This is a genomic window from Pedobacter faecalis, from assembly GCF_030182585.1.
Taxonomy (GTDB): domain Bacteria; phylum Bacteroidota; class Bacteroidia; order Sphingobacteriales; family Sphingobacteriaceae; genus Pedobacter; species Pedobacter faecalis.
This window is the reverse complement of record NZ_JARXOW010000001.1, coordinates 1,913,160-1,934,837: the sequence shown is the minus strand read 5'-3', so window position 1 is coordinate 1,934,837 and position 21,678 is coordinate 1,913,160. Positions and strand designations below refer to the sequence as shown.

The following is a 21,678-nucleotide window of genomic DNA, read 5'->3' as shown; positions in this document are numbered from 1 at the left end:
TTTACATAAAAAAACTCGAGATATTTAAACAACAACAAGATGAATTTTCCATCAGAATTAAAGTACACAAAGGACCATGAATGGTTGAGGGTTGAAGGTAGCGAGGCCTATATCGGCATCACTGACTTTGCACAGCGCGAACTTGGCGACATCGTTTACATCGATGTAAACACATTAGGTGAGGAAGTAAGTAAAGACGAGGTATTCGGAACCGTGGAAGCGGTTAAAACCGTTTCGGATCTGTTCATGCCGGTTAGTGCTACGGTGCTTGAGGTAAACCCTGCGTTGAACGATAATCCTGAACTGGTTAATTCTGATCCTTATGGACAGGGCTGGATGGTGAAGGTATCTCTTACGGATCCGTCGGAAGTAGATGGCCTGTTAAATGCTGAAGGCTACCAGGCATTGGTAGGTGCCTGATAAATGAATAAAATGCAAGCATTGAAGTATCAAAGCTGGGCTGTAATATGGACGGTCCTGATACTGATATTTTGCAATATGAAAATGCCTGACACCGGTGGGTCGGGCATTTTTTTTGAAGGATTTGATAAGCTTGCCCATCTCGGCTTTTTCTACATCCTCACGATATTGCTGTTTTACGGTAAGATCAAACACCAGCATAGCTACAGTTTCCGTTCACTGACCATCTTCAAGATCATTGTGATCACTTCGCTTGTGGGAGGGGGGATTGAGATTCTTCAGTGGAAGGTTTTTACTTACCGCTCTGCCGAGTGGTGGGATTTTGGCTGTGATATGCTTGGAGTTGCCATGGGTGTGTTCAGCTATGTGCTGTTGCACCGGAAGAATGTAGTTAGTTAGTCCCTGATATGAGAACATTATATTCGGTAATTTTTCTTGCGCTGCTCATGTTTGTTCTGAACGGCTGCGGTCTGTTCAGGCAAGGCTGCGATTGTCCGAAGGTAAGCTATCGGTCTTTCGGTAAATAAACTGTCATCCTTGGTGCGGGCGGTCTCGTTATTTGGATTTATTATAGATAAAGGGTATCTTGCCTGTCAAATAACTCCGTATAGCACAAATGAAACTTTCACAGCTTAAACCTGGTGAACAGGCTACAATTATTTCGTTTACAGATCTGGAGATGTCAGTAAAGCTGATGGAAATGGGCTGTCTTCCGGGTGAAGTGGTGGAGATAGAGCGCTTCGCTCCGATGGGTTGCCCTGTCGCCATCCGCATTGCGGGATACCAGCTCTGCTTGCGGAAGAGTGAGGCGTCCATGATCATAATCGAACAATAAGCTTTGACTGAATACATTAAAATAGCGTTGGTTGGGAACCCCAACACAGGAAAATCTACGCTCTTTAACCTCCTTACCGGACTTAATCAAAAAATCGGTAATTTCCCGGGAATAACGGTCGACAAAAAGGTAGGCTATTGCAAATTGTCTGCCGACCGCAAAGCGGAGATCATCGACCTGCCGGGTACTTATAGTCTTTATCCGAAAAGCAGGGACGAGCGAATTGTACTGCAGGTCCTCGCGGATAGGAACAATCCAGGTTTTCCCGACGTGGTTATTGTGGTGGCAGATGCGACTAACCTTAGGCGGAATCTGCTTCTGTATACCCAGGTAGCAGATATGGGGGTGCCTGTTATCCTAGCCTTGAATATGACTGATATGGCCAAACGTGCGGGGATCGACATTGATGTTGATAAGCTCTCTGAACGCCTTGGTGTTCAGGTTGTCCCGATTTCAGCGCGTAGCAATATTGGGCTTGATCAGTTGAAAACGGCCGTGGCAAACACCACCCGCATTCCGACACAGTTGCCGGGTGCAGACCTAAGTATTCTGGCACCTGAGGCGCGCCGGGAGGCGAAGGCGATATTGCAGATAGACAACGACTACCTGGCCTTACAGATGCTGCATCAGCATCGGGACCTGGATATCTTTACGGAGGAGGAACATGCTGCACTTGATGGGATCTGCAGTGGTCAGGCTTTTGAGAGCGCCAAGCTTCAAGCGGCCGAGACAATAGCCCGGTACAGGTACCTCGGCACCGTGTTAAGTGGTGTGATGAAGGACACAGGTGCCGCCAGGAAGTTTACTTTCAGTGACAGGCTGGATGCCGTGCTAACCCATAAGGTTTGGGGTTTCCTGATCTTTATTGGGCTTTTGTTTTTCATATTCAATTCAATTTTCGCCTGGTCGTCATATCCGATGGACATGATTGAGGGTGCTTTTCTGTTTCTGACGGAATATGGTCATGCACATTTGCCTGAAGGCGTGCTGTCGAGCCTGCTAATCGACGGTGTACTGGCAGGTCTCGGTGGTGTGGTGATTTTTATCCCGCAGATCGCTATTCTCTTCGCCTTTATTTCGATACTTGAAGATACGGGATATATGGCCAGGGTGACATTCATGATGGATAAGATCATGAGAAGGTTTGGTCTGAGTGGCAAATCGGTGGTGCCCATGATCGGCAGTCTGGCCTGCGCGGTGCCTTCTATTATGAGTGCACGTACTATAGAAAGCTGGAAGGACCGGATCATTACGATTATGGTAGTCCCGCTGGTCAGTTGCTCTGCCCGTCTGCCTGTTTATACCTTGCTGATATCGCTTGTAGTGCCAGAAGATACGGTTTGGGGCTTTATTAATCTGCAGGGCCTGACCTTGATGGGCATGTATGTAATCAGCATCGTGGCAGCTGTCGTGGTGGCAGCGGTAATGAAGTTTTTGATTAAAGCGAAGGAAAGATCATATTTCATTATGGAATTGCCGGTTTACCGCATGCCCAGATGGTCTAATGTCATCTATACCATGTATGAGAAGTCGAAGACCTTTGTTGTTGAAGCTGGTAAAGTGATTATCGCGATATCTATTGTGCTGTGGGTACTGGCATCGTACGGTCCCTCAGAAAGGATGGAGGCTATAGATCAAAAATACGCCGTGCTGGAGGCTCGCCAGGATAGTACCGTAGTGGAGACTCTGGAGCGGGATAAATCTGCCGAGTACCTGGAGAATTCGTATGCCGGTATTTTGGGGCATGCCATTGAACCTGCCATACGGCCATTGGGTTTCGATTGGAAGATCGGGATATCACTAATTACCTCTTTTGCCGCCCGTGAGGCGTTTGTGGGCACAATGGCGACGATCTATAGTGTGGGTGACGCGGAAGAGACTGACACCATCCGGAACAAAATGAGAAACGCGGTAGACCCTGACACGGGTTTGCCAATCTTTACTTTTGCAACTGCGTTTTCACTTATGCTTTTCTATGCTTTTGCTATGCAGTGCATGAGTACGGTAGCGGTAGTGTATCGTGAAACAAAGTCATGGAAGTGGCCGCTTATACAGCTAACCTATATGACGCTTCTGGCTTATCTCGCCAGTTTGATCGCCTATCAGCTATTGAAGTAAATTGGTTATCTTGCAGTGTGGATAAGGTTGCTATTTTAGCTCAGCATATGCCGGCGGTGGCGGCACCGATGATAGCACGATGGATCGATTATTTCCAATGTGAGTTCACCATATCGAAGGGCAGGGCTACGAAGCTTGGCGATTACCGGCATCCCTTTAAAGGACTTGGGCATAAGATTTCGGTAAACAGGACATTGAATCCTTATGCTTTTTTGGTGACAACGGTGCATGAATTTGCTCATTTGGTGACCTGGAACGAGTATAAGAACCGTGTTAAACCGCATGGTGGCGAGTGGAAGCGCAACTTTCAGCGGATGATGGCTCCCTTTCTTGAACGCGACGTTTTCCCTGATGACCTAAGCCGTGCTATAGCAAGTTACCTGAATAACCCTGCGGCGGCTAGTTGCACCGACCTTAAGCTTTCAAGAGCGTTAAAAAAATATGATTTAAGCGCTGATGGCGTGTTTAAACTCGAAGAACTGCCGCCGGATGCGGTGTTCAGTATCAAAGACGGCCGACGGTTTAGAAAGGGCGAACGCTTGCGGAAGCGCTACAGGTGCACATGCCTGGACAACGGAAAGATCTATCTTTTTAATCCTCTTGCTGAAGTTTTTGACGTTCCTGCCACTGCTTAGCAAAGGACTTTTCCGATACTAGCGGCATTTCCCTGTATTTTCCCCACTTCTTCCTGAACAGGTATTTCAAAAGAAAGTTTTTGATGCGACCACCAAACCTGTCCATCAGTGAGCGCCGCTGCATTCCTGTTTTCCACATCTTCCAGCCAATCTCCTCGGCTTTTGTATTGCTGCCACTGGAAGCCGCGTCGCGGCGGTTCAACAGGAGCATTTTATGGATGTCGATCTTCACGGGACAAACTTCAGAACATTTACCACACAGGCTCGAGGCATAACTCAGGTGCTTAAAGTTCTTCATCCCCTGGAAATGTGGGGTAATGATGGATCCGATTGGTCCGCTATACGTAGTGTTATAGGTGTGACCGCCAATATTTTTATACACGGGGCAGGCGTTCAGGCAAGCACCGCAGCGGATGCAATAGAGTCCCTGGCGCTGGTCTTTCTGTGCGAGCAGCTTCGTTCTGCCGTTGTCGAGCAGTATAACATACATCTCCTCCGGGCCATCTGTTTCGTCACCTCTTCTGGGTCCGCTGAGAACGGTATTGTAAACTGTTAAGTTCTGCCCGGTTCCATGGCTCGCTAAAAGCGGCCAGAACAAATCCAAATCGGCGATGGAAGGGATCAGCTTTTCGATACCGACCACCGCAATGTGAATCTTTGGGAAGGTGGTGGAAAGCCGGGCATTCCCTTCGTTTTCCGTAAGTGCTATGCTGCCCGTATCGGCGATCAGAAAGTTACCTCCGGTAATGCCTATGTCGGCAGTCAGATACTTGTCCCGAAGCAATTCCCGCGCTTTCTGGGTGAGCTGCTCCGGTGTATAGTCTACCGGCGTGCCGAACTTCTCATGAAAGAGCTGAGCGATCTCCTCCTTGCTAAGATGCATGGCAGGAGTTACGATATGGTATGGGTGCTGGCCAAGCAGCTGTACGATGTATTCGCCCAGGTCGCTCTCTAGCGATTCGATGTTGTTTTTCTCGAGAAATTCGTTCAGGTGAATTTCTTCGGTGGTCATCGATTTGGACTTTATTACAGATTTTCCGCCGGCATTATTGATGATATTTAATATCTCTTTCTGTGCCTCTGCAGCGTCGTTGGCCCAGATCACTTTACCACCTCTGCGCTGGAAGTTAGCTTCAAACTCCGGAAGATATTTATCCAGGTTCTCCATAACGCGCCACTTGATCGCATGTGCCTTCTTCTTAGAGTTCTCCAGATTTTCAAATCTGGACAGTCCGCGTTCCACAGCAGTATTGTACTTGCCAATATTGTAATTAATGGTGGTACGGTGACCGAGATCGAAAGCCTTTTCGTCCGATTTTACTAGAAACTCCTCTGCAATATTCATCGTGTCGCTGCTGTGAAAATAGATTGTTATAAAGCTAACGGTTTGCTGTGGTTATTGTTTTGGGGTGCCGTCCTCATTCTTATCCACCGCTGGCCGTTTTGCCCCGTTTGCAAGCTCCCAAGCAGTAAAATAAACCAGTTGGGCCCGCTTTGCAAGCATCGGAAAGTCAATTTTACTTACTTCGTCGCCAGGCTGGTGATAATCGTCGTGCACACCGTTGAAATAGAAGATCACCGGAATTCCGTGCTTGGCAAAATTGTAATGATCAGAACGGTAGTAGAACCTGTTTGGGTCTGTACGGTTGTTATAACGCTCGTCCAGGTTGATATTTACATAGTCCTTGTTTGCCTTTTTTCCAATCCTGTCAAGTTCTGTACTTAACATGTCCGAGCCTATAATATAAACGAAGTTGTTATCGCCGGCGTGATCGGCATCGCCGCGGCCAATCATATCGATGTTGAGGTTGGTAATCGTATTTGCCAGCGGAAATATGGGATGATCTGAATACCATTCTGATCCGAGCAAGCCTTTTTCTTCGCCGGTAACGGTCATGAACAAAATACTTCTTTTAGGGCCTTTACCAGCCTTTTTCGCTTTCATAAAGGCATCTGCAATGAGAAGAACGCCTGTGGTTCCGGAGCCGTCGTCATCCGCACCATTGTTGATCTTATCATCGCCTTTTACGCCCGGGGTGATACCTATGTGATCGTAGTGCGCCGTAATAACCAGCACTTCATCTTTCAGTTTTGGATCAGAGCCTTCAAGGTAGCCCAGCACGTTTTCAGCGCGTACTTTTTTCTCGCTTTTGCTAGCGCTGATATTGATTTGGGTTTTGATCACTTGCGTGGCGGGTTTGCCGCTTGTCCTGATTCTGGCTTTAACAGATTCCAGATCCGTGCCCGCCGATTTAAGGATTCGGTTGGCCGTAGCCGTGGTGATGGTAACTACAGGCATTGATTGCGGCTGATTTAGCCGCGCAACGTTTTCTTCGCTCTTCATCACCATTTGATCTTCACTGAGGTATGCCTTCAAATTGTCAGGCATGACGTCCACAGCCGGATCAATAACCAGCACCGCCGCTGCGCCATTCTCGGCCAAATATCTTAATTTAGTATTCAAGGCAGCGCTTGCAGCACGGGCGTTATTGTCTGTACGCTGACCGTCAGGACTGCCGGATTTTAGGATGAGGACGATCTTGCCGGCTATGGTTTGATCTTTGTAATCGTTGTAACCTTCCGTATTGAGGCCATATCCTGCAAACAATATATCCTGGCTGCTCAGGTTGTATCCTTTTACACTGACGGCCTGAGGCATGTTGTAGAAATCAGTGATGGGCGTAGCGGCTTGTCCGGCGATCAAGAGCTGCTGGTTGAGGCTAAACGAGGCCATATCTACGGGCTGAAAGTAGTCACCGTTGACCGGCCCCTTAAGTCCAATAGCTTTAAAGTGATTTCTGATGTATTCAGCCGCCATCCAACCGCCCTTGGTTCCTGTTTCGCGACCTTCGTAGGCATCGGATGCCAGAACTGAAAGATGCTTATAAGCCGCATCTTTATTGACATGCTTTCCGAATTTTATTGCCTCTTTGTTCTGTCCGTATCCGTTGAGGCTGGCCAGAAGGACAGCTGCAATATATAAGTATCTGTACATTAGCATGAAATTTTATTTACCCTGCCCGCGTGCCGGCCTCCCTCGAAGGCTGTGTTTATAAATGTCGTGGTCATTTGCCTGGCAAGATCAAGGGAGACAAACCTGGCCGGAATACAAAGGACGTTGGCATCATTATGCTGTCGTGCAAGGGCGGCCAGTTCGTTCAGCCAGCAAATCGCTGCACGTATCTGCTGGTGTTTATTTGCGCTGATTGCCACACCATTTGCGCTGCCGCAGATCAGGATGCCAAGCGTATACGCCTTGGATTCCACTGCTGAAGCAACCGGGTGGGCGAAATCCGGATAATCCACAGAATCCAGTGAATGGGTGCCGAAGTCTTTCACCTCATAAGCGCTTAAAAATTCCTTCAGGGCTTCTTTGTATTCAAAGCCGGCGTGGTCTGCGCCGATGGCTATTTTAATTTTCGTATTATCAGACATACCTGTATTTTTTATTAATATACAATTTGTTTCCTAGTTTGCCGCACTGTATAGTTCCCTTTTTCTTTTGTTTTCAATATGGGCGGAGATGTAAATACTCACCTCATATAATATAAATAAAGGCAGGGCTACGATCATCATGGTAAAGGGGTCGGCCGTTGGGGTAACTACTGCTGCCACAATCAAAATGATCACAACGGCATATCTTCTGCTTGAACGCATAAAGGCCGGAGTCATTACGCCAAGTTTTGACAATACAAAAATAATGACTGGCAGCTGAAAGATCAGACCTGAGCCCAGCGTCAATGTCATAATCGATGACAGGTAAGAATCGATGGTGAAGGTGTTCTCAATATCCGGGCTCACTGTAAAATTTGTGAGAAAATTTATAGAAAGCGGGCAAATGAGGTAATAGCCAAAAAGAATTCCCAAAAAGAAAAGAAACGAAGCAAAGAATACGAAACCACTTGCCGATTTTCGTTCGTTGTCGTGCAAGGCAGGCTTCACGAACAACCAGATTTCGAAGAGAAGGTATGGAACCCCCAGGATTACACCGGCCATCACACAGGAGTTTAGCTGTAAGGTAAACTGCCCGGACATCTGTGTGTTGATGATCTTGGCGTCGATCTTCGTAATGCAAAATTCTGAACCTATCGATGGAAAGCGTTCATAAAGCTGGCACATCATTTTATAGGTCCAGAAATCAGGGTTTTTGGGGCCCATGATCACTTCATTGAAGATGAAGTCTGAAAAGTAAAACGCACCAATGGTCAACACAAAGATAACGGCCAGTGCCCTAAGCAAATGTTTTCGCAGGATATCGATATGGTCGAAGAAAGACATTTCGGCTTCAAGCGTCTTTCCTTTCTCCTTTATTGCGCCAATCAGTTTCTTCGTTCTAGTTTCGCTCATAATATGTTAAGCAAAAATACCATTCTAATTTTATTTAGAATGGTATTTCCGGTATATATCAAAATAAATCCTTTATCTATCGTTATTCTGAAAATTCGAAGGTTTCCATGAACTTGGTAGTGAAGTTACCGGCCCGGAAATTAGGGTCTTTCATCAGCTTCATGTGGAAAGGTATCGTTGTCTTTACCCCTTCAATCACGAACTCACTCAAGGCACGTTCCATGGTACTTATAGCTTCTTCTCTGGTTTGTGCGACGCAGATAAGTTTGGCGATCATAGAGTCATAATTTGGCGGAATCTGGTAGCCTGCATAGACGTGTGTATCGACGCGGACGCCATGGCCACCCGGAGAATGGAAGTTGGTTATTTTACCCGGGCTCGGACGGAAATTATTAAAGGGGTCTTCGGCGTTGATGCGGCATTCTATCGCGTGCATATCCGGCATGTAGTTTCTGCCGGAAATAGGTACACCCGAAGCAACCTTGATTTGCTCCTTGATGAGGTCGTAATTGATAACTTCCTCAGTTACCGGATGCTCCACCTGTATCCGGGTGTTCATTTCCATGAAATAGAAGTTGCGATGTTTGTCAACCAGGAATTCAATGGTTCCAGCGCCTTCATACTGCACCGCAATAGCTCCCTTGATAGCGGCTTCACCCATTTTTTCCCGGAGTTCAGGGGTCATAAACGGAGAAGGGGCTTCTTCTACAAGTTTCTGGTGGCGCCGTTGTATAGAACAGTCGCGCTCCGAAAGGTGACAGGCCTTACCATATTGATCGCCTATAACCTGGATTTCGATATGTCGCGGATCTTCAATGTATTTCTCCATATAAAGTCCGTCGTTACCAAAAGCGGCTCCAGACTCCTGTTTTGCACTGTCCCATGCATTTTCGAAATCTTCATCTTTCCATACCACGCGCATTCCGCGGCCACCGCCACCTGCAGTAGCTTTCAGAATTACCGGGTATCCGATCTCATTGGCCAGCTTTATACCTTCCTTGATGTTATCAAGCAGGCCTTCCGACCCAGGAATCGTCGGCACACCAGCTTTTTTCATGGTTTCTTTGGCCGAAGCTTTGTCGCCCATCGAGTTGATCTGCTCAGGTGTGGCACCAATAAACTTAATTCCGTAGTCTCTGCATACGGAAGAAAACTTAGCGTTTTCTGACAGGAAGCCGTAGCCGGGATGTATGGCATCTGCGTTAGTCAACTCAGCCGCGGAAATAATATTTGGAATGCTTAAATAAGAATCTCTGCTTGGTGGTGGACCTATGCATACAGCTTCATCAGCGAATCGTACATGTAAGCTTTCGCGATCGGCCGTAGAATAAACCGCAACTGTCTTAATGCCCATTTCTTTACAGGTTCGGATAATGCGCAAAGCAATCTCGCCCCTGTTGGCAATTAATATTTTTTTAAACATAGAGTTTTATTTTCGTGGTCCCGTGTTCTGCAACGCGGGACATGTTCTGATAATAAAGATGTAGGTTATGCGCTGTGAAACCGACTGACCGACTAAACCGGCTCTACTAAAAATAGAGGCTGATCATATTCAACCGGGGAAGCATTGTCTACCAGTACTTTAACGATCCTTCCAGATACTTCGCTCTCAATCTCATTGAATAATTTCATTGCCTCTATGATGCAGATAACTTTTCCTGTGGAAATTTCATCGCCAACATTCACAAAGGCTGGTTTATCCGGACTGGATGAACGATAAAATGTTCCGATCATCGGAGATTTAACAGTGATATATTTTGAAGTGTCTTCAGTTGCAGGAGATTTGGCTTCCGGGGCCGCTGCCACAGGCTGAGGAGCGGCGGCCGCTGGCATAACATTAGCCGCAGGCGCAGGAGGTTGTACAGGAACTGTGGTCTGAATAACTGTAGGCGTTTGATTTGTTTTGATCGTGATCTTGAAATCATTTTGCTCTATAGCGACCTCGTTTACTCCCGAACGGGAAACAAATTTGATGAGTTCCTGAATCTGTTTAATATCCATTTTGGTGTTATTTAAGAAAACAATGTTTTTTTAGAATCAGCTAAGTTATGATAAATTCAAGTAAATATTACTAGTAGGCCCATTTTAAGTAGACCGAGCCCCAGGTAAATCCGCCGCCGAAGGCAGCTAGTATGATATTGTCGCCTTTTTTCAGCTGATGCTCCCATTCCCATAAACAGAGCGGTATGGTGCCGTTTGTGGTGTTCCCGTAACGCTGAATATTGATCATCACCTTTTCGGCCCCTACGCCCATTCTTGAAGCTGTAGCATCGATAATACGTTTATTGGCCTGATGCGGCACAAGCCAGGTCACATCGTCTGATGAGAGGTTATTACGTTCCATGATCTCGGCTGCAACATCTGCCATATTGGTTACAGCAAACTTAAATACGGCCTGACCTTCCTGATAAACAACATGCTCGTTATTATCGACTGTTTCATGTGAGGCCGGACGAACCGATCCGCCTGCTTTCTGATGCAGAAACTGCCTGCCTGACCCGTCCGTCTTTAAAACGGAATCCATAATGCCGACACCCTCTGTATTGGGTTCAAGCAAAACGGCCCCGCATCCGTCGCCGAATATAATGCAGGTCGTACGATCTTTGTAATCGATAATAGACGACATTTTGTCTCCACCGACCACAAGTACTTTTTTATGTTTACCAGACTCTATAAATTGTGCTGCTGTTGACAAACCAAAGATAAACCCCGAGCATGCGGCCTGAAGGTCATAACCCCAAGCATTTTTTGCTCCTATTTTATCGGCCAGTATGTTTGCAGTAGCCGGGAAAGGCATGTCTGGTGTGGTTGTACAGAAAATGATCAGTTCAATCTCGTCAGCACCAATGCCTCTTTTCTGAAGCAAGCCGTTTACAGCCTGAACGGCCATATCCGAAGTCCCAAGTCCTTCGCCCTTTAAAATTCTACGCTCTTTTATTCCTGTTCTTGATGTGATCCACTCGTCCGTTGTATCTACAATGCTTTCGAGTTCTTTATTTGTCAGTACGTATTCTGGAACATATCCGTTAACAGCAGTAATTGCAGCGTGAATTTTATTCATTTTTCTATTAATTATTAAAAGCAGTCTGTATTTTACCGACCAGTCCGGTGGTAATCATGTCCCGCGACTGCAATATCATATTTTTTACTGCGGTTGGACTCGAAATTCCGTGGCCTATTACAACAGGCGCGTTAACGCCCAGAACCGGGCTTCCCCCGTAATTCTCGTAATTGAAGCGATCGAAAAACGCATCTTTTAGTCCGCGTTTCAGCGTAAGTACATAAAATGACTCCGCAAGTTTGAGTAATACATTGCCGGTAAAGCCATCGCAAACAACCACATCAGCTTTATCGTTGAAAAGATCCCGGCCTTCCACATTTCCAACGAAATTGAACAGCTGTGTATCTTTCATCAATGGAAAGGTTGCCATACTTAGCATATTGCCTTTCTCATCTTCCTCCCCGATATTCATCAGTGCGACTTTAGGATTGTTGATCTGCATGACGTTTTCTGCGTATAAGCTTCCCAACACACCGAACTGTAAGAGTGTGTCCGGTTTGCAGTCGGCATTTGCACCGACGTCAAGCATAAGGCCGACACCACCGCTTAGTTTTGGGAGAAAAGTTGATAAACACGGTCGGATGATACCGGGAATTGTTTTTACGCTAAAAACAGCACCAACAAGCATAGCGCCGGAGTTCCCCGCGCTGGCGAAAGCATCAAGCTCGCCGTTTTTCAGCATATTAAAACCTACAGAAATACTTGAATTCGGCTTTTGAACAATAGCCTTGGTGGGGTGTTCGCCCATGCCGATTACTTCGGTTGTGTGGACGTATTCAAAAAGATGGGAATCAAACCCGGCCTCTTCGATGAGGGGTTTGATTTGTGAGGTGTCTCCAATAAGCACAATCTGCTCATTGGAAGATAACAATGGATGGGCAGCTATAGCTCCTAAAATATTTGCTTTAGGAGCATAGTCTCCGCCCATTATATCGAGACCTATTTTCATAGTAAAATCAGTTTGTGTATAAAGCGGAATGCTTTGTTTCCAGCTTCTAAAGTTAACCTTTCGAAGACTTAAAACACAAACTATTTTTTGGAAAATTAACCTATTGCGGTATTTTCTATAACCAATTTGCCGTTATAATACAGATTGCCATCTACATTGTAAGCTCTGTGGGGTGCATGTATAGCACCAGTGGTCTGACAAGTAGCTAATGAAGGTGCCTCGGCTTTGTAGTGGGTTCTTCTTTTATCTCTTCTGCTCTTAGAAACCTTGCGTTTTGGATGTGCCATTGCTGATTTATTTAATTTTTATTTTAATTTTTTTAATTCGGCCCAACGAGGGTCTTCATTTTGTTCTTTTTCTTCAGTGTTGTTTTCTACAGAAAAACTTTCAAGCTTCGCGATCATTTCCTGATCGCATTGTTGTCCGTCTCCGTTTTCTTCACAAACCTTAATATATGGTACCGATACCGTGATAAATTCATAGATCAGTGGCGATATATCCAGTTCGCTCTCCTTTTTGCTCAACATAATAATTTCCAGATCGTCACTCTCCAGATTATCCTCAGCAAATTTTACAATTTGCCGCTCATGTATGTCTAGCGGTGAATTAAATTCAGACAGACACTTATCACAATCCAGTACAATAGTTCCGTAAATATGGAACTGTAGGATCATCATCGTCTCCTGCTTATCCAGTTCAACGTCTGCTTTCAAACGACCCTTTTTTACGAGGGAGTATTCAAAAGCATCAAAAAAGCTGTTATCAATCTCAAAATCAAACTGATGTTTGCCAATTTTTAAGCCTGTGAAAGGGATTGAAAATTGTTTTAATGGTTTCAATTGTAACAAAATTTTAGCCCGCAAATGTAGAGAATATTTTGATGCGGTGCAAATATTTTTTGCTTCGCCTAATTGGCGTCATCCTTAAGGTCGAACGCCGTTTCCACAACCTTTCCACCGGTCCTCAATTGCGACTTCAACATATCCTCCTGTTCTCTCCGGTTGTTTGAAATGTGGATGGCAGCAAATATCGCCTCCATAAAGGATGATGAGTCTGCTAAATTCTTCCCCGCAATATCGAAACCAGTCCCGTGGTCTGGCGAAGTACGGATGATCTTTAATCCGGCAGTGTAGTTGATCCCACGGCCGAATGCAATGGTTTTAAACGGGATAAGACCCTGGTCGTGGTACATCGCCAATACGGCATCAAATTGCTTGTAAAGTGCATTACCGAAGAAGCCATCTGCCGGATATGGGCCGAAGCAAATAATTCCTTTATCAAAAGCATCCTGTATTGCCGGTGAAATGATCTCGGCATCTTCTTTCCCCAGCAGACCGTTGTCGCCGGCATGAGGGTTCAAGCCGAGTACAGCAATTTTAGGCTTTTCGATCCAGAAGTCCTTTTTCAAACTCTCGTTCATGAGTTTCAGCTTATGAACGATCTTTTCCCGGCTGATGTTAGCCGCAACTTCGTTCACCGGAATGTGGCCGGTTACTACGCCAACGCGAAGGCTGTCGCTAATCATGAACATCAGCACATTTTTGTCGCCGCTGCGTTGCTGTAAATATTCTGTATGGCCCGGAAAGTTGAAATTCTCAGCCTGTATATTGTGTTTGTTGATCGGTGCCGTAACCAGCGCGTCAATTTCTCCTGCCAGCAGGTCGTCCATCGCTTTTTCCAAAGAGATGAGTGCGTATTTTCCGCCTATTTGTGTCGACTGTCCAAGCTCAAGTTTTACGTCCTCTTCCCAACAGTTCACCAAATTGGCTTTTTTAGGGTTCGCCGCACCCGCGTCACTGATCACATTGAAATTAAAATCATGCATACCGAGCGCTTTGCGGTGGTAGGAAACAACTTTTGTATGACCATATACCACTGGTGTGCAATAATCCAGTATCCTGGCCTCCGAAAGTGATTTCATGATAACTTCTAACCCGATGCCATTAATATCGCCTATAGATATGCCGATTTTGATTTTACTACTCATGCGCACAAATTTAGCGCAAATTACAGATTTGCGCGTAAACTTGAGCCGATACTGACAAATGTTTGCTTATTTTGTAACATATAAATACACGGGATATGAGCTTGGTAAAGGCAAAAAAACACTTGGGGCAGCACTTTTTGACAGACAAAAATATTGCGGCAAAAATTGTCAATAGCCTGATCCATACGAATCAATATAAGCATGTCCTTGAAGTTGGTCCGGGTATGGGGATTCTTTCCGATATATTGCTTGAACGCTCCGACCTGGAGGCCTTCCTTATAGATATCGACACGGAGTCCTATCATTTTTTAAATCAGAAGTATCCACAGCTTGGAGATCGCCTGATAAACGGGGATTTTCTGGCGCTTAACCTATCGGCCATTTTTCACGATAAATACGCGGTAATCGGGAACTTCCCCTATAATATTTCGTCCCAGATCCTATTTAAGATATTGGAAAACCGTCAACAGGTTGTCGAGATGGTTGGAATGTTTCAAAAGGAGGTCGCCGAGCGCTGCGCTTCTAAAGCAGGTACCAAAGAGTATGGCATCCTGAGTGTACTCATTCAGGCCTACTATAATATAGAGTATTTGTTTACGGTAAAACCCGGCACATTCAACCCGCCGCCTAAGGTCAACTCCGGTGTTATCCGGCTTAGCAGAAACGAGGTAGAAACGCTTCCCTGCGACGAAAAGCTGTTTTGGCGGACCGTAAAAGCGGGATTTAATCAAAGAAGGAAGACCTTGAGGAATGCACTTTCCTCGCTTATACCTAAAGATAGGATGGACACGCATCCGTTCTTCGATAAACGAGCCGAACAGCTCACAGTGGCCGATTTCATTGCGTTAACACAACACCTCAGTAAACTTGCAGCAGCCTGAATCATGAATAAAGGAAAAATTTTAATCGTGGATGATCTCCATCCGGTGTTTAAGCAACGGGCGGAGGACATGGGATATGTGGTAGATGATGAACCTCAGATCACCAGGGCCGAAACAGTCGCCAGAATTCCGGACTATGAGGGAATTGCCGTACGGACAAAATTCAGGATAGATCAGGAGATATTTGACAAGGGTCAGAAGCTTAGATTTGTAGCCCGGGCAGGAGCAGGGCTCGACAACATTGACGTAAAGATCGCCGAAGCGCGTGGCATTAAGCTCCTGGCCGCCAACGAAGGAAATATGGATGCTGTGGGTGAACATGCGCTGGGGATGCTTCTTGCCATGATGAATAATTTCCGGAAAGCAGATATGGAAATAAGGCAGGGGGTGTGGGACAGGGAAGGCAACCGCGGCTACGAATTAAAAGGTAAAACGGTGGGTATCATAGGCTACGGTCATATGGGGCGAAGTTTTGCCCGGCGCCTGTCAGGATTTGGAGTACAGGTGATCGCATACGATAAGTATAAAATAGGGTTTTCTGACGAATACGCCCGTGAGGTTAGTATGGAAGAAATTGTGAAGCACAGTGATGTTCTAAGTCTCCACATCCCGCTAACTGCCGAGACGCGTCAGATGGTCGATGATGAATACTTCTTTCATTTCCGTAAGCCTATTTTCTTCATTAATACGGCTCGTGGGGAAATCGTCAGCATCCAATCGGTACTAAATGCCCTTAAGTCTGGCAAGGTAATCGGTGCGGGGCTCGATGTTCTGCAAACCGAGAAATTTCCGGGACTTGCACAGCAAGACTGGTATCCGGAACTTATCAGTAACGACCGCGTATTACTCACGCCACACGTGGGCGGGTGGACCTTCGAATCTTACCGGAAAATCTCCGAAGTGCTGGCAGAAAAACTAAGCACGATCTGACAAAATAATTTGGTTTTCTGAAGATACCCGGTTATCTTCGTTTCAATTCAAGCAAGACTATGTAGGCAAATGCCCGTATAGTCTTGTTTGTTTTTTATAGTAACTAACAAATTAACAGAGCTATGACAGATGTAACTTATTACACCCAGGAGGGGTTAGATAAACTGAAAGAGGAACTGCAATATTTGAAGACTACAGGACGTCAGCAAATATCGAAAGCGATAGCTGAGGCCAGGGATAAGGGTGATCTTTCGGAGAACGCAGAATACGATGCGGCAAAGGAGGCACAGGGGTTACACGAGGCTAAAATAGCTAAACTGGAGGCAACGCTTTCTACCGCCCGGCTGATCGACGAGTCAAAGCTCGACACATCAAAGGTGCTTGCCCTATCCATAGTGAAGATAAAAAATGTTAAGAATGGTGCCACGATGTCTTACCAGTTGGTTGCCGAATCGGAGGCCGATCTTAAAACAGGGAAGATCTCCGTTAAGTCGCCAATAGCCCAGGGCTTGTTAGGTAAGTCGGTAGGAGACAAAACCGAAATACAGGTTCCTGCCGGAAAACTGGAATTCGAAATACTGGAGATCAGCAGATAACATTATGGCAAGTATTTTTTCAAAGATTGCCGACCGGGAGATTCCAGCCCATATCGTAGCTGAAACCACAGAGTTTATGGCCTTTCTGGATGTTAATCCCCTGGTTATGGGTCATGTTCTTGTTATTCCAAAAAAAGAGATAGACTACATTTTCGATATGGATGAGGAAAGCTATTTCGGACTTACCTTGTTCGCGAAGATCGTGGCAACCGGATTAAAGGAAGCATTCCCATGCCGGAAAGTGGGGGTGGCCGTAATCGGTCTTGAGGTTCCTCATGTGCATATCCACCTGATCCCGATGAACGATGTCAGCGATATGAACTTCAGTCGGCCTAAACTTAGCCTTAGCAAGGAGGAGTTGGAAGAAGCCGCCGCCAAAATAAAAGCTTGTCTTCGGGAAGATTAAGTGAGCTTCTCATTGTTCCTGTGTCTCTCGGCGTCCCGGATTTCCTTCTTTTGCAGGTTTTGCTCAAGAGCTTCCGTAAGATCGATTCCCGTCTGGTTAGCCAGGCAGATTAACACAAACAGGACATCAGCCATTTCGTCGGGTAAGTTAACCGCCTCGTCGCTTTTCTTGAAGGACTGTTCGCCATATTTACGGGCCATGATGCGCGCTACTTCGCCAACCTCTTCCATCAGAATCGCTGTGTTGGTCAACTCGTTAAAATACCGGATACCCGTAGTGTTTATCCACTGATCTACCGTTTCCTGTGCTTCTTTGATCGTCATATGCCTAAGTTAAAAAATAATGTACAAGCCGCTACTCCCTGTTGTGCGTATCTACTATGATAGTCACCGGCCCGTCGTTAACTAAACTGATTTTCATATCCGCTCCAAATATTCCGGTTTGCACGGTCCTCCCCGAAATCGCTGAAAGCCGCTCAATCATAAGTTCGTAGAGCGGAATGGCTTTTTCCGGACGTGCGGCTCGCGTAAAGCCCGGACGGTTACCCTTTCTGGTGGCGGCAAACAAGGTAAACTGGCTGATCAGCAAGATATCACCACCAACATCTGTAAGCGATTTGTTCATCATGCCCTGCTCGTCGGAAAAAATTCTCATGTTGACAATTTTTGCGGCCAGCCAGTCGAGATCATCCCTGCCATCAGCATCCTCTATCCCTAATAACACCACCAAGCCTGTACCGATAGCGCCGGTTGCCGCGTCACCAACTACACAGCTTGCTTCAGAAACTCTTTGTATAACGGCTCTCATTGTTTAATTCTATTTAACTAGGCTCTGGTATCATGACCATGATAGATGCTTAGGTAACTTTCATAGCGGCTTAATTCCATTTCCCCTTGTTCCACAGCCTTGATCACAGCGCAGCCCGGTTCGTTTACATGACGGCAGTTATTGAAACGGCAGTCATGCATCAGCTCACGGATCTCCCGGAAATAGTGACCAAGTTCCTCTTTACCGATATCAAAAATTCCGAGTTCCCGGATGCCAGGCGTGTCAATCAAAAAACCGCCAAAAGGGAGTTCATGCATCTCTGCAAAGGTGGTTGTATGCTGGCCTTTATCCGTTGCTTCAGAAACATCACCGGTCTTTATTTCCATTCCCGGCATCAATGCATTGATCAGGCTGGACTTGCCTACACCTGAATGACCCGAAAAAAGCGTGGTCTTATCCTTAAGTAGGGATTGTATCAGCGGGATATTTGTGCCTTCGAGGGCCGACACTGAATAACAAGGATAACCAATATTTTCATAGATTGACGCATAGGCGGCTAAGACTTTTAGCCCTTCTTCATGAAACAGGTCAAGCTTGTTGAAAATAAGCACAGCAGGAATGTCGTACGCTTCCGCCGTTGCCAGAAAACGGTCGATAAACCCAAGAGAGGTTCTTGGCGAAGCCAGTGTAACCACCAGAAATGCCTGATCCATGTTTGCTGCAATGATCTGGGCCTGGCGCGACAGATTAATCGACTTACGGATGATGTAGTTTTTACGTTCATGCAGGCGGTCGATCACCCCTCTATCCGAATTCGGTTCAAGTTCAAAATCTACAATATCGCCTACTGCAATAGGATTGGTGGTCTGTATGCCCTTAATCCTGAACTTACCCTTCATCCGGCAATCATAATCCTGCCCCGATTCCGTTCGGACCTGGTACCAGCTTCCTGTCGATTTAATCACTAATCCTTGCATATTCTTCTGTAAAGGTATTTATTATCAAGCCGAGTAACAAGACAAATGCCATAGCTGCAGATGATGCCGTCGGGGTATTCAGGAAATACTTTAAAATATTAGTTGCGAATTCAAAAAATATAACTTTACTTTGAGGAACAGCACTTAGTGTACAATTTACAATGTATTTAAACTCATCAATTATTACCATTATTATTACCGCCGGGATATTTCCGGGGAAGGTATGCTAGTGGTGTAACTGAATACATAAAGAACACAAAGGCGCCTTCCCAAACGGAAGGCGCCTTTTTTTTAACATGAAAAAAATGAATATTTTAAAATTTGGAGGTACATCGGTAGGTTCAGCAGAGCGGATCAGCACTTTACTGTCGATACTCAAATCAGAACGCATAGACCAAAAGCCGGTGGTTGTGCTATCAGCTATGAGCGGAGTAACCAACGCTTTGCTCAGCATGGCTGAAAAGGCAAGAAATCAGGAAGATTACGGCACGATGCTGAAAGAAGTAGAAGAAAGACATTTTCATGTGATTCGTACGCTACTTCCGGCAGCAGCCCAGAATCCGGTGCTTACCAGGCTTAAGATCTATTTCAACGAACTCGAAGACATATTGCAGTCGGTGCACAATATCCGCGAACTAAGTGCGCAAACGAAAGACCTTATCCTGAGTTATGGCGAACGCTGTTCAACGGCAATGATCAGCCACATCGCTAAGCAACAATTTCCTGAGGCCGTGTTTGTAGACGGTGCTCAGGTGATCAAAACCGACAGCAATTTCGGGCAGGCAAAAGTAAACACAAACCTTACCGAGATACTTATCCGTGATTTTTACGACGCGCATCGGGATCAAATGCTATTCGTCACCGGCTTTATCGCCAGCAACGATGAAGGCCGGATCACGACATTGGGCAGGGGAGGGAGCGACTATACTGCGGCGATATGGGCTGCGGCATTAGACGCAGCGGAGATCCAGATCTGGACCGATGTAGACGGTATGCTGACCGCCGACCCGCGAATGGTAAAGAAGGCGTTTTCTCTTCCCGAGCTGAGTTACACGGAAGCCATGGAGCTTTCCTATTTCGGGGCAAAGGTTATATATCCGCCTACCATGATTCCGGCTTTCCTGAAAAGAATTCCTATTGTTATCCGCAACACCTTCAATGTCGATTTCTCAGGAACCTACATCCGACATAACACAGAACCCTCCACACTGCCGATCAAAGGAATATCCTCTATCGACGAGATCAGTGTGCTCAACCTGTCGGGCAGCGGAATGGTGGGTAAAGCCGGCTTCAGCGGTCGCCTCTTTTCGTTGCTCTCACGCGAGCAGGTCAACGTCGTGCTGATCACACAATCCTCATCAGAACACAGCATCACTTTTGCCGTAAAACCATCTGATTCTTTAAAAGCCCTATCACTTATCAATAAGGAGTTTGAACTGGAACTTCAGGCAAAAAAGCTGGAGTATCCGGAGGTGGAAAACGGACTTTCGGTGCTCGCTATTGTCGGTGAGAATATGAAGCGTACCCCAGGCATGTCGGGCAAGTTATTCAGTGCCCTGGGCCGTAATGGTATCAATGTCAGGGCCATCGCTCAAGGTTCATCGGAGTACAACATATCGGTAATCATCTCCAAAACAGACCTGTCCAAGGCCGTAAATGCAGTCCACGATGCCTTTTACGCCGATCTTAAGAAAACACTGCACATCTTCTGCCTGGGTACGGGCAATATCGGCAAAACGCTCTTTAACCAGCTGCAGGAACAGATGCCTTTTCTGGCCGACAACAATGATCTGCAGGTGAAGGTGATGGGCATTAGCAATACGCGCAAAATGCACCTTAACGCCGATGGCATTGAACTGTCGACCTGGGAAGAAGAACTGGAAAGAGAAGGTGCGGCAGCTAGTCTGCCCGAATTCATCAAAAAGATGAAGTCGATGAACCTGCCCAACTGTGTGTTTGTAGACAATACGGCAAGTCAGAACCCGATTAACCATTACCTCGACGTGCTCCAATCGAGCATCTCGGTTGTTACCTGCAACAAAATCGGTAATTCCTCGGACTACGAGCAATATGCCTCGTTTAAGCAGGCGGCACGGACATACGGGGTCGACTTTTTCTATGAAACCAATGTAGGTGCAGGTCTCCCTATTATCCGGACGCTCAAGGATCTAATGCTGAGCGGCGATAAGATTATGCGCATTGAGGCTATTCTTTCGGGTACCATTTCTTACATTTTTAACAACTATAAAGCGGGCACACAATTTCACGAGGTTGTCCGCGAGGCACAAGAAAAAGGTTATACTGAGCCAGACCCGCGCGACGATTTGAATGGCAAGGATTTTATGCGCAAGATGCTGATCCTGGCCCGCGATGCCGGGTACGCGCTCGAAGAGAAAGATATTGAACTGGAAAACATGCTTCCAGCCTCATGTATGGCCGCGGAAAGCGTAGAGGACTTTTATGTGGAACTGCAAACAAACGCAGCGTATTTCCAGGAGCTCCAAACCAAGGCTGCCACAGAGAATAAAGTGCTCAGGTACATAGGTAAGCTGGAGCAAGGCAAGGTATCCATCAACCTGCAGATGGTGGATGAAAGTCACCCTTTCTTTACGCTTTCGGGAAGTGACAACATCATTTCCTTTACCACAAACCGATATAAAGACCGGCCGCTGGTCGTAAAGGGTCCGGGCGCAGGAGCAGAAGTTACTGCCGCTGGTGTATTTGCAGATATCATCAACGTCGGAAAAAGATAAGATTTAGAAAGACAT

Annotated in this window: 24 protein-coding genes; 10 read left to right on the top strand and 14 right to left on the bottom strand. The window is 46.2% G+C overall.

Annotation, left to right across the window (positions count from 1 at the left end; translation table 11 throughout):
• Positions 1-39: 39 nt before the first annotated feature.
• The 5 genes from gcvH to QEP07_RS08735 all read left to right on the top strand — a co-directional run bounded on the left by gcvH (position 40) and on the right by QEP07_RS08735 (position 4,008).
• The gene (gene gcvH, locus QEP07_RS08755; protein WP_285009536.1) at positions 40-420 is read left to right on the top strand and encodes a glycine cleavage system protein GcvH; all 381 of its coding nucleotides are present in this window, start codon (positions 40-42) and stop codon (positions 418-420) included.
• A gap of 12 nt (positions 421-432) precedes the next feature.
• The gene (locus tag QEP07_RS08750; protein ID WP_350223366.1) at positions 433-819 is read left to right on the top strand and encodes a VanZ family protein; all 387 of its coding nucleotides are present in this window, start codon (positions 433-435) and stop codon (positions 817-819) included.
• Positions 820-1,036: 217 nt separating this feature from the next.
• The gene (locus QEP07_RS08745) at positions 1,037-1,255 is read left to right on the top strand and encodes a FeoA family protein (protein ID WP_256003594.1); all 219 of its coding nucleotides are present in this window, start codon (positions 1,037-1,039) and stop codon (positions 1,253-1,255) included.
• Between the two features lie 3 nt (positions 1,256-1,258).
• On the top strand, positions 1,259-3,373 hold the full coding sequence (feoB, locus tag QEP07_RS08740; RefSeq protein ID WP_285009533.1) for a ferrous iron transport protein B: 2,115 nt from the start codon (positions 1,259-1,261) through the stop codon (positions 3,371-3,373).
• 17 nt (positions 3,374-3,390) lie between these two features.
• On the top strand, positions 3,391-4,008 hold the full coding sequence (locus QEP07_RS08735; protein WP_256003596.1) for a SprT-like domain-containing protein: 618 nt from the start codon (positions 3,391-3,393) through the stop codon (positions 4,006-4,008).
• Here QEP07_RS08735 and QEP07_RS08730 read toward each other — a convergent pair.
• From QEP07_RS08730 to pdxA, 11 genes are all read right to left on the bottom strand, one after another.
• Positions 3,965-5,353: a LutB/LldF family L-lactate oxidation iron-sulfur protein gene (locus QEP07_RS08730; protein ID WP_256003597.1), complete on the bottom strand. Its 1,389-nt coding sequence runs from the start codon at positions 5,351-5,353 to the stop codon at positions 3,965-3,967. The genes QEP07_RS08735 and QEP07_RS08730 overlap by 44 nt on opposite strands.
• 51 nt (positions 5,354-5,404) lie before the next feature.
• Positions 5,405-7,003 (bottom strand): M28 family peptidase, encoded by a 1,599-nt coding sequence (locus QEP07_RS08725; RefSeq protein WP_285009531.1) that lies wholly within the window; start codon positions 7,001-7,003, stop codon positions 5,405-5,407.
• Positions 7,003-7,443: a ribose 5-phosphate isomerase B gene (gene rpiB, locus QEP07_RS08720; RefSeq protein WP_285009529.1), complete on the bottom strand. Its 441-nt coding sequence runs from the start codon at positions 7,441-7,443 to the stop codon at positions 7,003-7,005. Before rpiB ends, QEP07_RS08725 begins: the two co-directional genes overlap by 1 nt.
• Before the next feature lie 33 nt (positions 7,444-7,476).
• Positions 7,477-8,355 carry a twin-arginine translocase subunit TatC gene (gene tatC / locus QEP07_RS08715; protein WP_256003600.1) on the bottom strand — a complete coding sequence of 293 codons (879 nt, stop codon included), beginning with the start codon at positions 8,353-8,355 and terminating at the stop codon, positions 7,477-7,479.
• 82 nt (positions 8,356-8,437) lie between these two features.
• Positions 8,438-9,778 (bottom strand): acetyl-CoA carboxylase biotin carboxylase subunit, encoded by a 1,341-nt coding sequence (gene accC / locus QEP07_RS08710; protein ID WP_256003601.1) that lies wholly within the window; start codon positions 9,776-9,778, stop codon positions 8,438-8,440.
• A gap of 92 nt (positions 9,779-9,870) precedes the next feature.
• Positions 9,871-10,356 carry an acetyl-CoA carboxylase biotin carboxyl carrier protein gene (accB, locus tag QEP07_RS08705; RefSeq protein WP_256003602.1) on the bottom strand — a complete coding sequence of 162 codons (486 nt, stop codon included), beginning with the start codon at positions 10,354-10,356 and terminating at the stop codon, positions 9,871-9,873.
• Between the two features lie 70 nt (positions 10,357-10,426).
• Positions 10,427-11,416, bottom strand: a complete 990-nt coding sequence (locus QEP07_RS08700; RefSeq protein ID WP_285009528.1) for a beta-ketoacyl-ACP synthase III — start codon at positions 11,414-11,416, stop codon at positions 10,427-10,429.
• 7 nt (positions 11,417-11,423) lie between these two features.
• Positions 11,424-12,365: a phosphate acyltransferase PlsX gene (plsX, locus tag QEP07_RS08695; RefSeq protein WP_285009527.1), complete on the bottom strand. Its 942-nt coding sequence runs from the start codon at positions 12,363-12,365 to the stop codon at positions 11,424-11,426.
• 95 nt (positions 12,366-12,460) lie between these two features.
• The gene (gene rpmF, locus QEP07_RS08690) at positions 12,461-12,652 is read right to left on the bottom strand and encodes a 50S ribosomal protein L32 (RefSeq protein WP_256003608.1); all 192 of its coding nucleotides are present in this window, start codon (positions 12,650-12,652) and stop codon (positions 12,461-12,463) included.
• An 18-nt stretch (positions 12,653-12,670) separates the two neighbouring features.
• Positions 12,671-13,204, bottom strand: coding sequence for a YceD family protein (locus QEP07_RS08685; RefSeq protein ID WP_285009525.1), 534 nt, complete (start codon positions 13,202-13,204; stop codon positions 12,671-12,673).
• Positions 13,205-13,272: 68 nt separating this feature from the next.
• The gene (gene pdxA / locus QEP07_RS08680) at positions 13,273-14,352 is read right to left on the bottom strand and encodes a 4-hydroxythreonine-4-phosphate dehydrogenase PdxA (protein ID WP_285009523.1); all 1,080 of its coding nucleotides are present in this window, start codon (positions 14,350-14,352) and stop codon (positions 13,273-13,275) included.
• A gap of 95 nt (positions 14,353-14,447) precedes the next feature.
• Here pdxA and rsmA point away from each other — a divergent pair, with 95 nt between their 5' ends.
• The 4 genes from rsmA (at position 14,448) to QEP07_RS08660 (ending at position 17,165) form a co-directional block, all read left to right on the top strand.
• A complete protein-coding gene (gene rsmA, locus QEP07_RS08675; protein ID WP_285009522.1) occupies positions 14,448-15,233 on the top strand; it encodes a 16S rRNA (adenine(1518)-N(6)/adenine(1519)-N(6))-dimethyltransferase RsmA in 786 nt (261 codons plus the stop codon).
• A gap of 3 nt (positions 15,234-15,236) precedes the next feature.
• A complete protein-coding gene (locus QEP07_RS08670) occupies positions 15,237-16,163 on the top strand; it encodes a 2-hydroxyacid dehydrogenase (protein WP_285009520.1) in 927 nt (308 codons plus the stop codon).
• A 122-nt stretch (positions 16,164-16,285) separates the two neighbouring features.
• Entirely contained in the window at positions 16,286-16,759 is a 474-nt protein-coding gene (gene greA, locus QEP07_RS08665; protein ID WP_256003618.1) for a transcription elongation factor GreA, read from the top strand.
• Between the two features lie 4 nt (positions 16,760-16,763).
• Positions 16,764-17,165, top strand: a complete 402-nt coding sequence (locus QEP07_RS08660; RefSeq protein WP_285009519.1) for an HIT family protein — start codon at positions 16,764-16,766, stop codon at positions 17,163-17,165.
• Here QEP07_RS08660 and QEP07_RS08655 read toward each other — a convergent pair.
• Genes QEP07_RS08655 through rsgA form a run of 3 tightly spaced genes read right to left on the bottom strand, consistent with a single transcriptional unit; the run spans position 17,162 to position 18,910 of the window.
• Positions 17,162-17,488: a nucleotide pyrophosphohydrolase gene (locus tag QEP07_RS08655; protein ID WP_256003620.1), complete on the bottom strand. Its 327-nt coding sequence runs from the start codon at positions 17,486-17,488 to the stop codon at positions 17,162-17,164. The genes QEP07_RS08660 and QEP07_RS08655 overlap by 4 nt on opposite strands.
• Before the next feature lie 31 nt (positions 17,489-17,519).
• Complete coding sequence (gene dtd, locus QEP07_RS08650; RefSeq protein ID WP_256003622.1) at positions 17,520-17,972, bottom strand: D-aminoacyl-tRNA deacylase; 453 nt, start codon at positions 17,970-17,972, stop codon at positions 17,520-17,522.
• Between the two features lie 17 nt (positions 17,973-17,989).
• Positions 17,990-18,910, bottom strand: a complete 921-nt coding sequence (rsgA, locus tag QEP07_RS08645) for a ribosome small subunit-dependent GTPase A (protein ID WP_285009518.1) — start codon at positions 18,908-18,910, stop codon at positions 17,990-17,992.
• Between the two features lie 305 nt (positions 18,911-19,215).
• On the opposite strand from rsgA, the gene thrA reads away from it, so the two are divergent.
• Positions 19,216-21,663 carry a bifunctional aspartate kinase/homoserine dehydrogenase I gene (gene thrA / locus QEP07_RS08640; RefSeq protein ID WP_285009517.1) on the top strand — a complete coding sequence of 816 codons (2,448 nt, stop codon included), beginning with the start codon at positions 19,216-19,218 and terminating at the stop codon, positions 21,661-21,663.
• The last annotated feature ends 15 nt before the right edge of the window (positions 21,664-21,678 follow it).

What these genes read in the sequence shown, in the direction of transcription:
- QEP07_RS08670 (WP_285009520.1), top strand. Translation starts at nt 15,237, where the DNA reads ATGAATAAAGGAAAAATTTTAATCGTGGATGATCTCCATCCGGTGTTT.
- QEP07_RS08655 (WP_256003620.1), bottom strand. Translation starts at nt 17,488, where the DNA reads ATGACGATCAAAGAAGCACAGGAAACGGTAGATCAGTGGATAAACACT.
- thrA (WP_285009517.1), top strand. Translation starts at nt 19,216, where the DNA reads ATGAATATTTTAAAATTTGGAGGTACATCGGTAGGTTCAGCAGAGCGG.
- QEP07_RS08660 (WP_285009519.1), top strand. Translation starts at nt 16,764, where the DNA reads ATGGCAAGTATTTTTTCAAAGATTGCCGACCGGGAGATTCCAGCCCAT.
- QEP07_RS08745 (WP_256003594.1), top strand. Translation starts at nt 1,037, where the DNA reads ATGAAACTTTCACAGCTTAAACCTGGTGAACAGGCTACAATTATTTCG.
- rsmA (WP_285009522.1), top strand. Translation starts at nt 14,448, where the DNA reads ATGAGCTTGGTAAAGGCAAAAAAACACTTGGGGCAGCACTTTTTGACA.
- QEP07_RS08700 (WP_285009528.1), bottom strand. Translation starts at nt 11,416, where the DNA reads ATGAATAAAATTCACGCTGCAATTACTGCTGTTAACGGATATGTTCCA.
- accC (WP_256003601.1), bottom strand. Translation starts at nt 9,778, where the DNA reads ATGTTTAAAAAAATATTAATTGCCAACAGGGGCGAGATTGCTTTGCGC.
- gcvH (WP_285009536.1), top strand. Translation starts at nt 40, where the DNA reads ATGAATTTTCCATCAGAATTAAAGTACACAAAGGACCATGAATGGTTG.
- dtd (WP_256003622.1), bottom strand. Translation starts at nt 17,972, where the DNA reads ATGAGAGCCGTTATACAAAGAGTTTCTGAAGCAAGCTGTGTAGTTGGT.
- rpiB (WP_285009529.1), bottom strand. Translation starts at nt 7,443, where the DNA reads ATGTCTGATAATACGAAAATTAAAATAGCCATCGGCGCAGACCACGCC.
- tatC (WP_256003600.1), bottom strand. Translation starts at nt 8,355, where the DNA reads ATGAGCGAAACTAGAACGAAGAAACTGATTGGCGCAATAAAGGAGAAA.
- QEP07_RS08730 (WP_256003597.1), bottom strand. Translation starts at nt 5,353, where the DNA reads ATGAATATTGCAGAGGAGTTTCTAGTAAAATCGGACGAAAAGGCTTTC.
- accB (WP_256003602.1), bottom strand. Translation starts at nt 10,356, where the DNA reads ATGGATATTAAACAGATTCAGGAACTCATCAAATTTGTTTCCCGTTCG.
- pdxA (WP_285009523.1), bottom strand. Translation starts at nt 14,352, where the DNA reads ATGAGTAGTAAAATCAAAATCGGCATATCTATAGGCGATATTAATGGC.
- QEP07_RS08725 (WP_285009531.1), bottom strand. Translation starts at nt 7,003, where the DNA reads ATGTACAGATACTTATATATTGCAGCTGTCCTTCTGGCCAGCCTCAAC.
- greA (WP_256003618.1), top strand. Translation starts at nt 16,286, where the DNA reads ATGACAGATGTAACTTATTACACCCAGGAGGGGTTAGATAAACTGAAA.
- plsX (WP_285009527.1), bottom strand. Translation starts at nt 12,365, where the DNA reads ATGAAAATAGGTCTCGATATAATGGGCGGAGACTATGCTCCTAAAGCA.
- QEP07_RS08750 (WP_350223366.1), top strand. Translation starts at nt 433, where the DNA reads ATGCAAGCATTGAAGTATCAAAGCTGGGCTGTAATATGGACGGTCCTG.
- rpmF (WP_256003608.1), bottom strand. Translation starts at nt 12,652, where the DNA reads ATGGCACATCCAAAACGCAAGGTTTCTAAGAGCAGAAGAGATAAAAGA.
- rsgA (WP_285009518.1), bottom strand. Translation starts at nt 18,910, where the DNA reads ATGCAAGGATTAGTGATTAAATCGACAGGAAGCTGGTACCAGGTCCGA.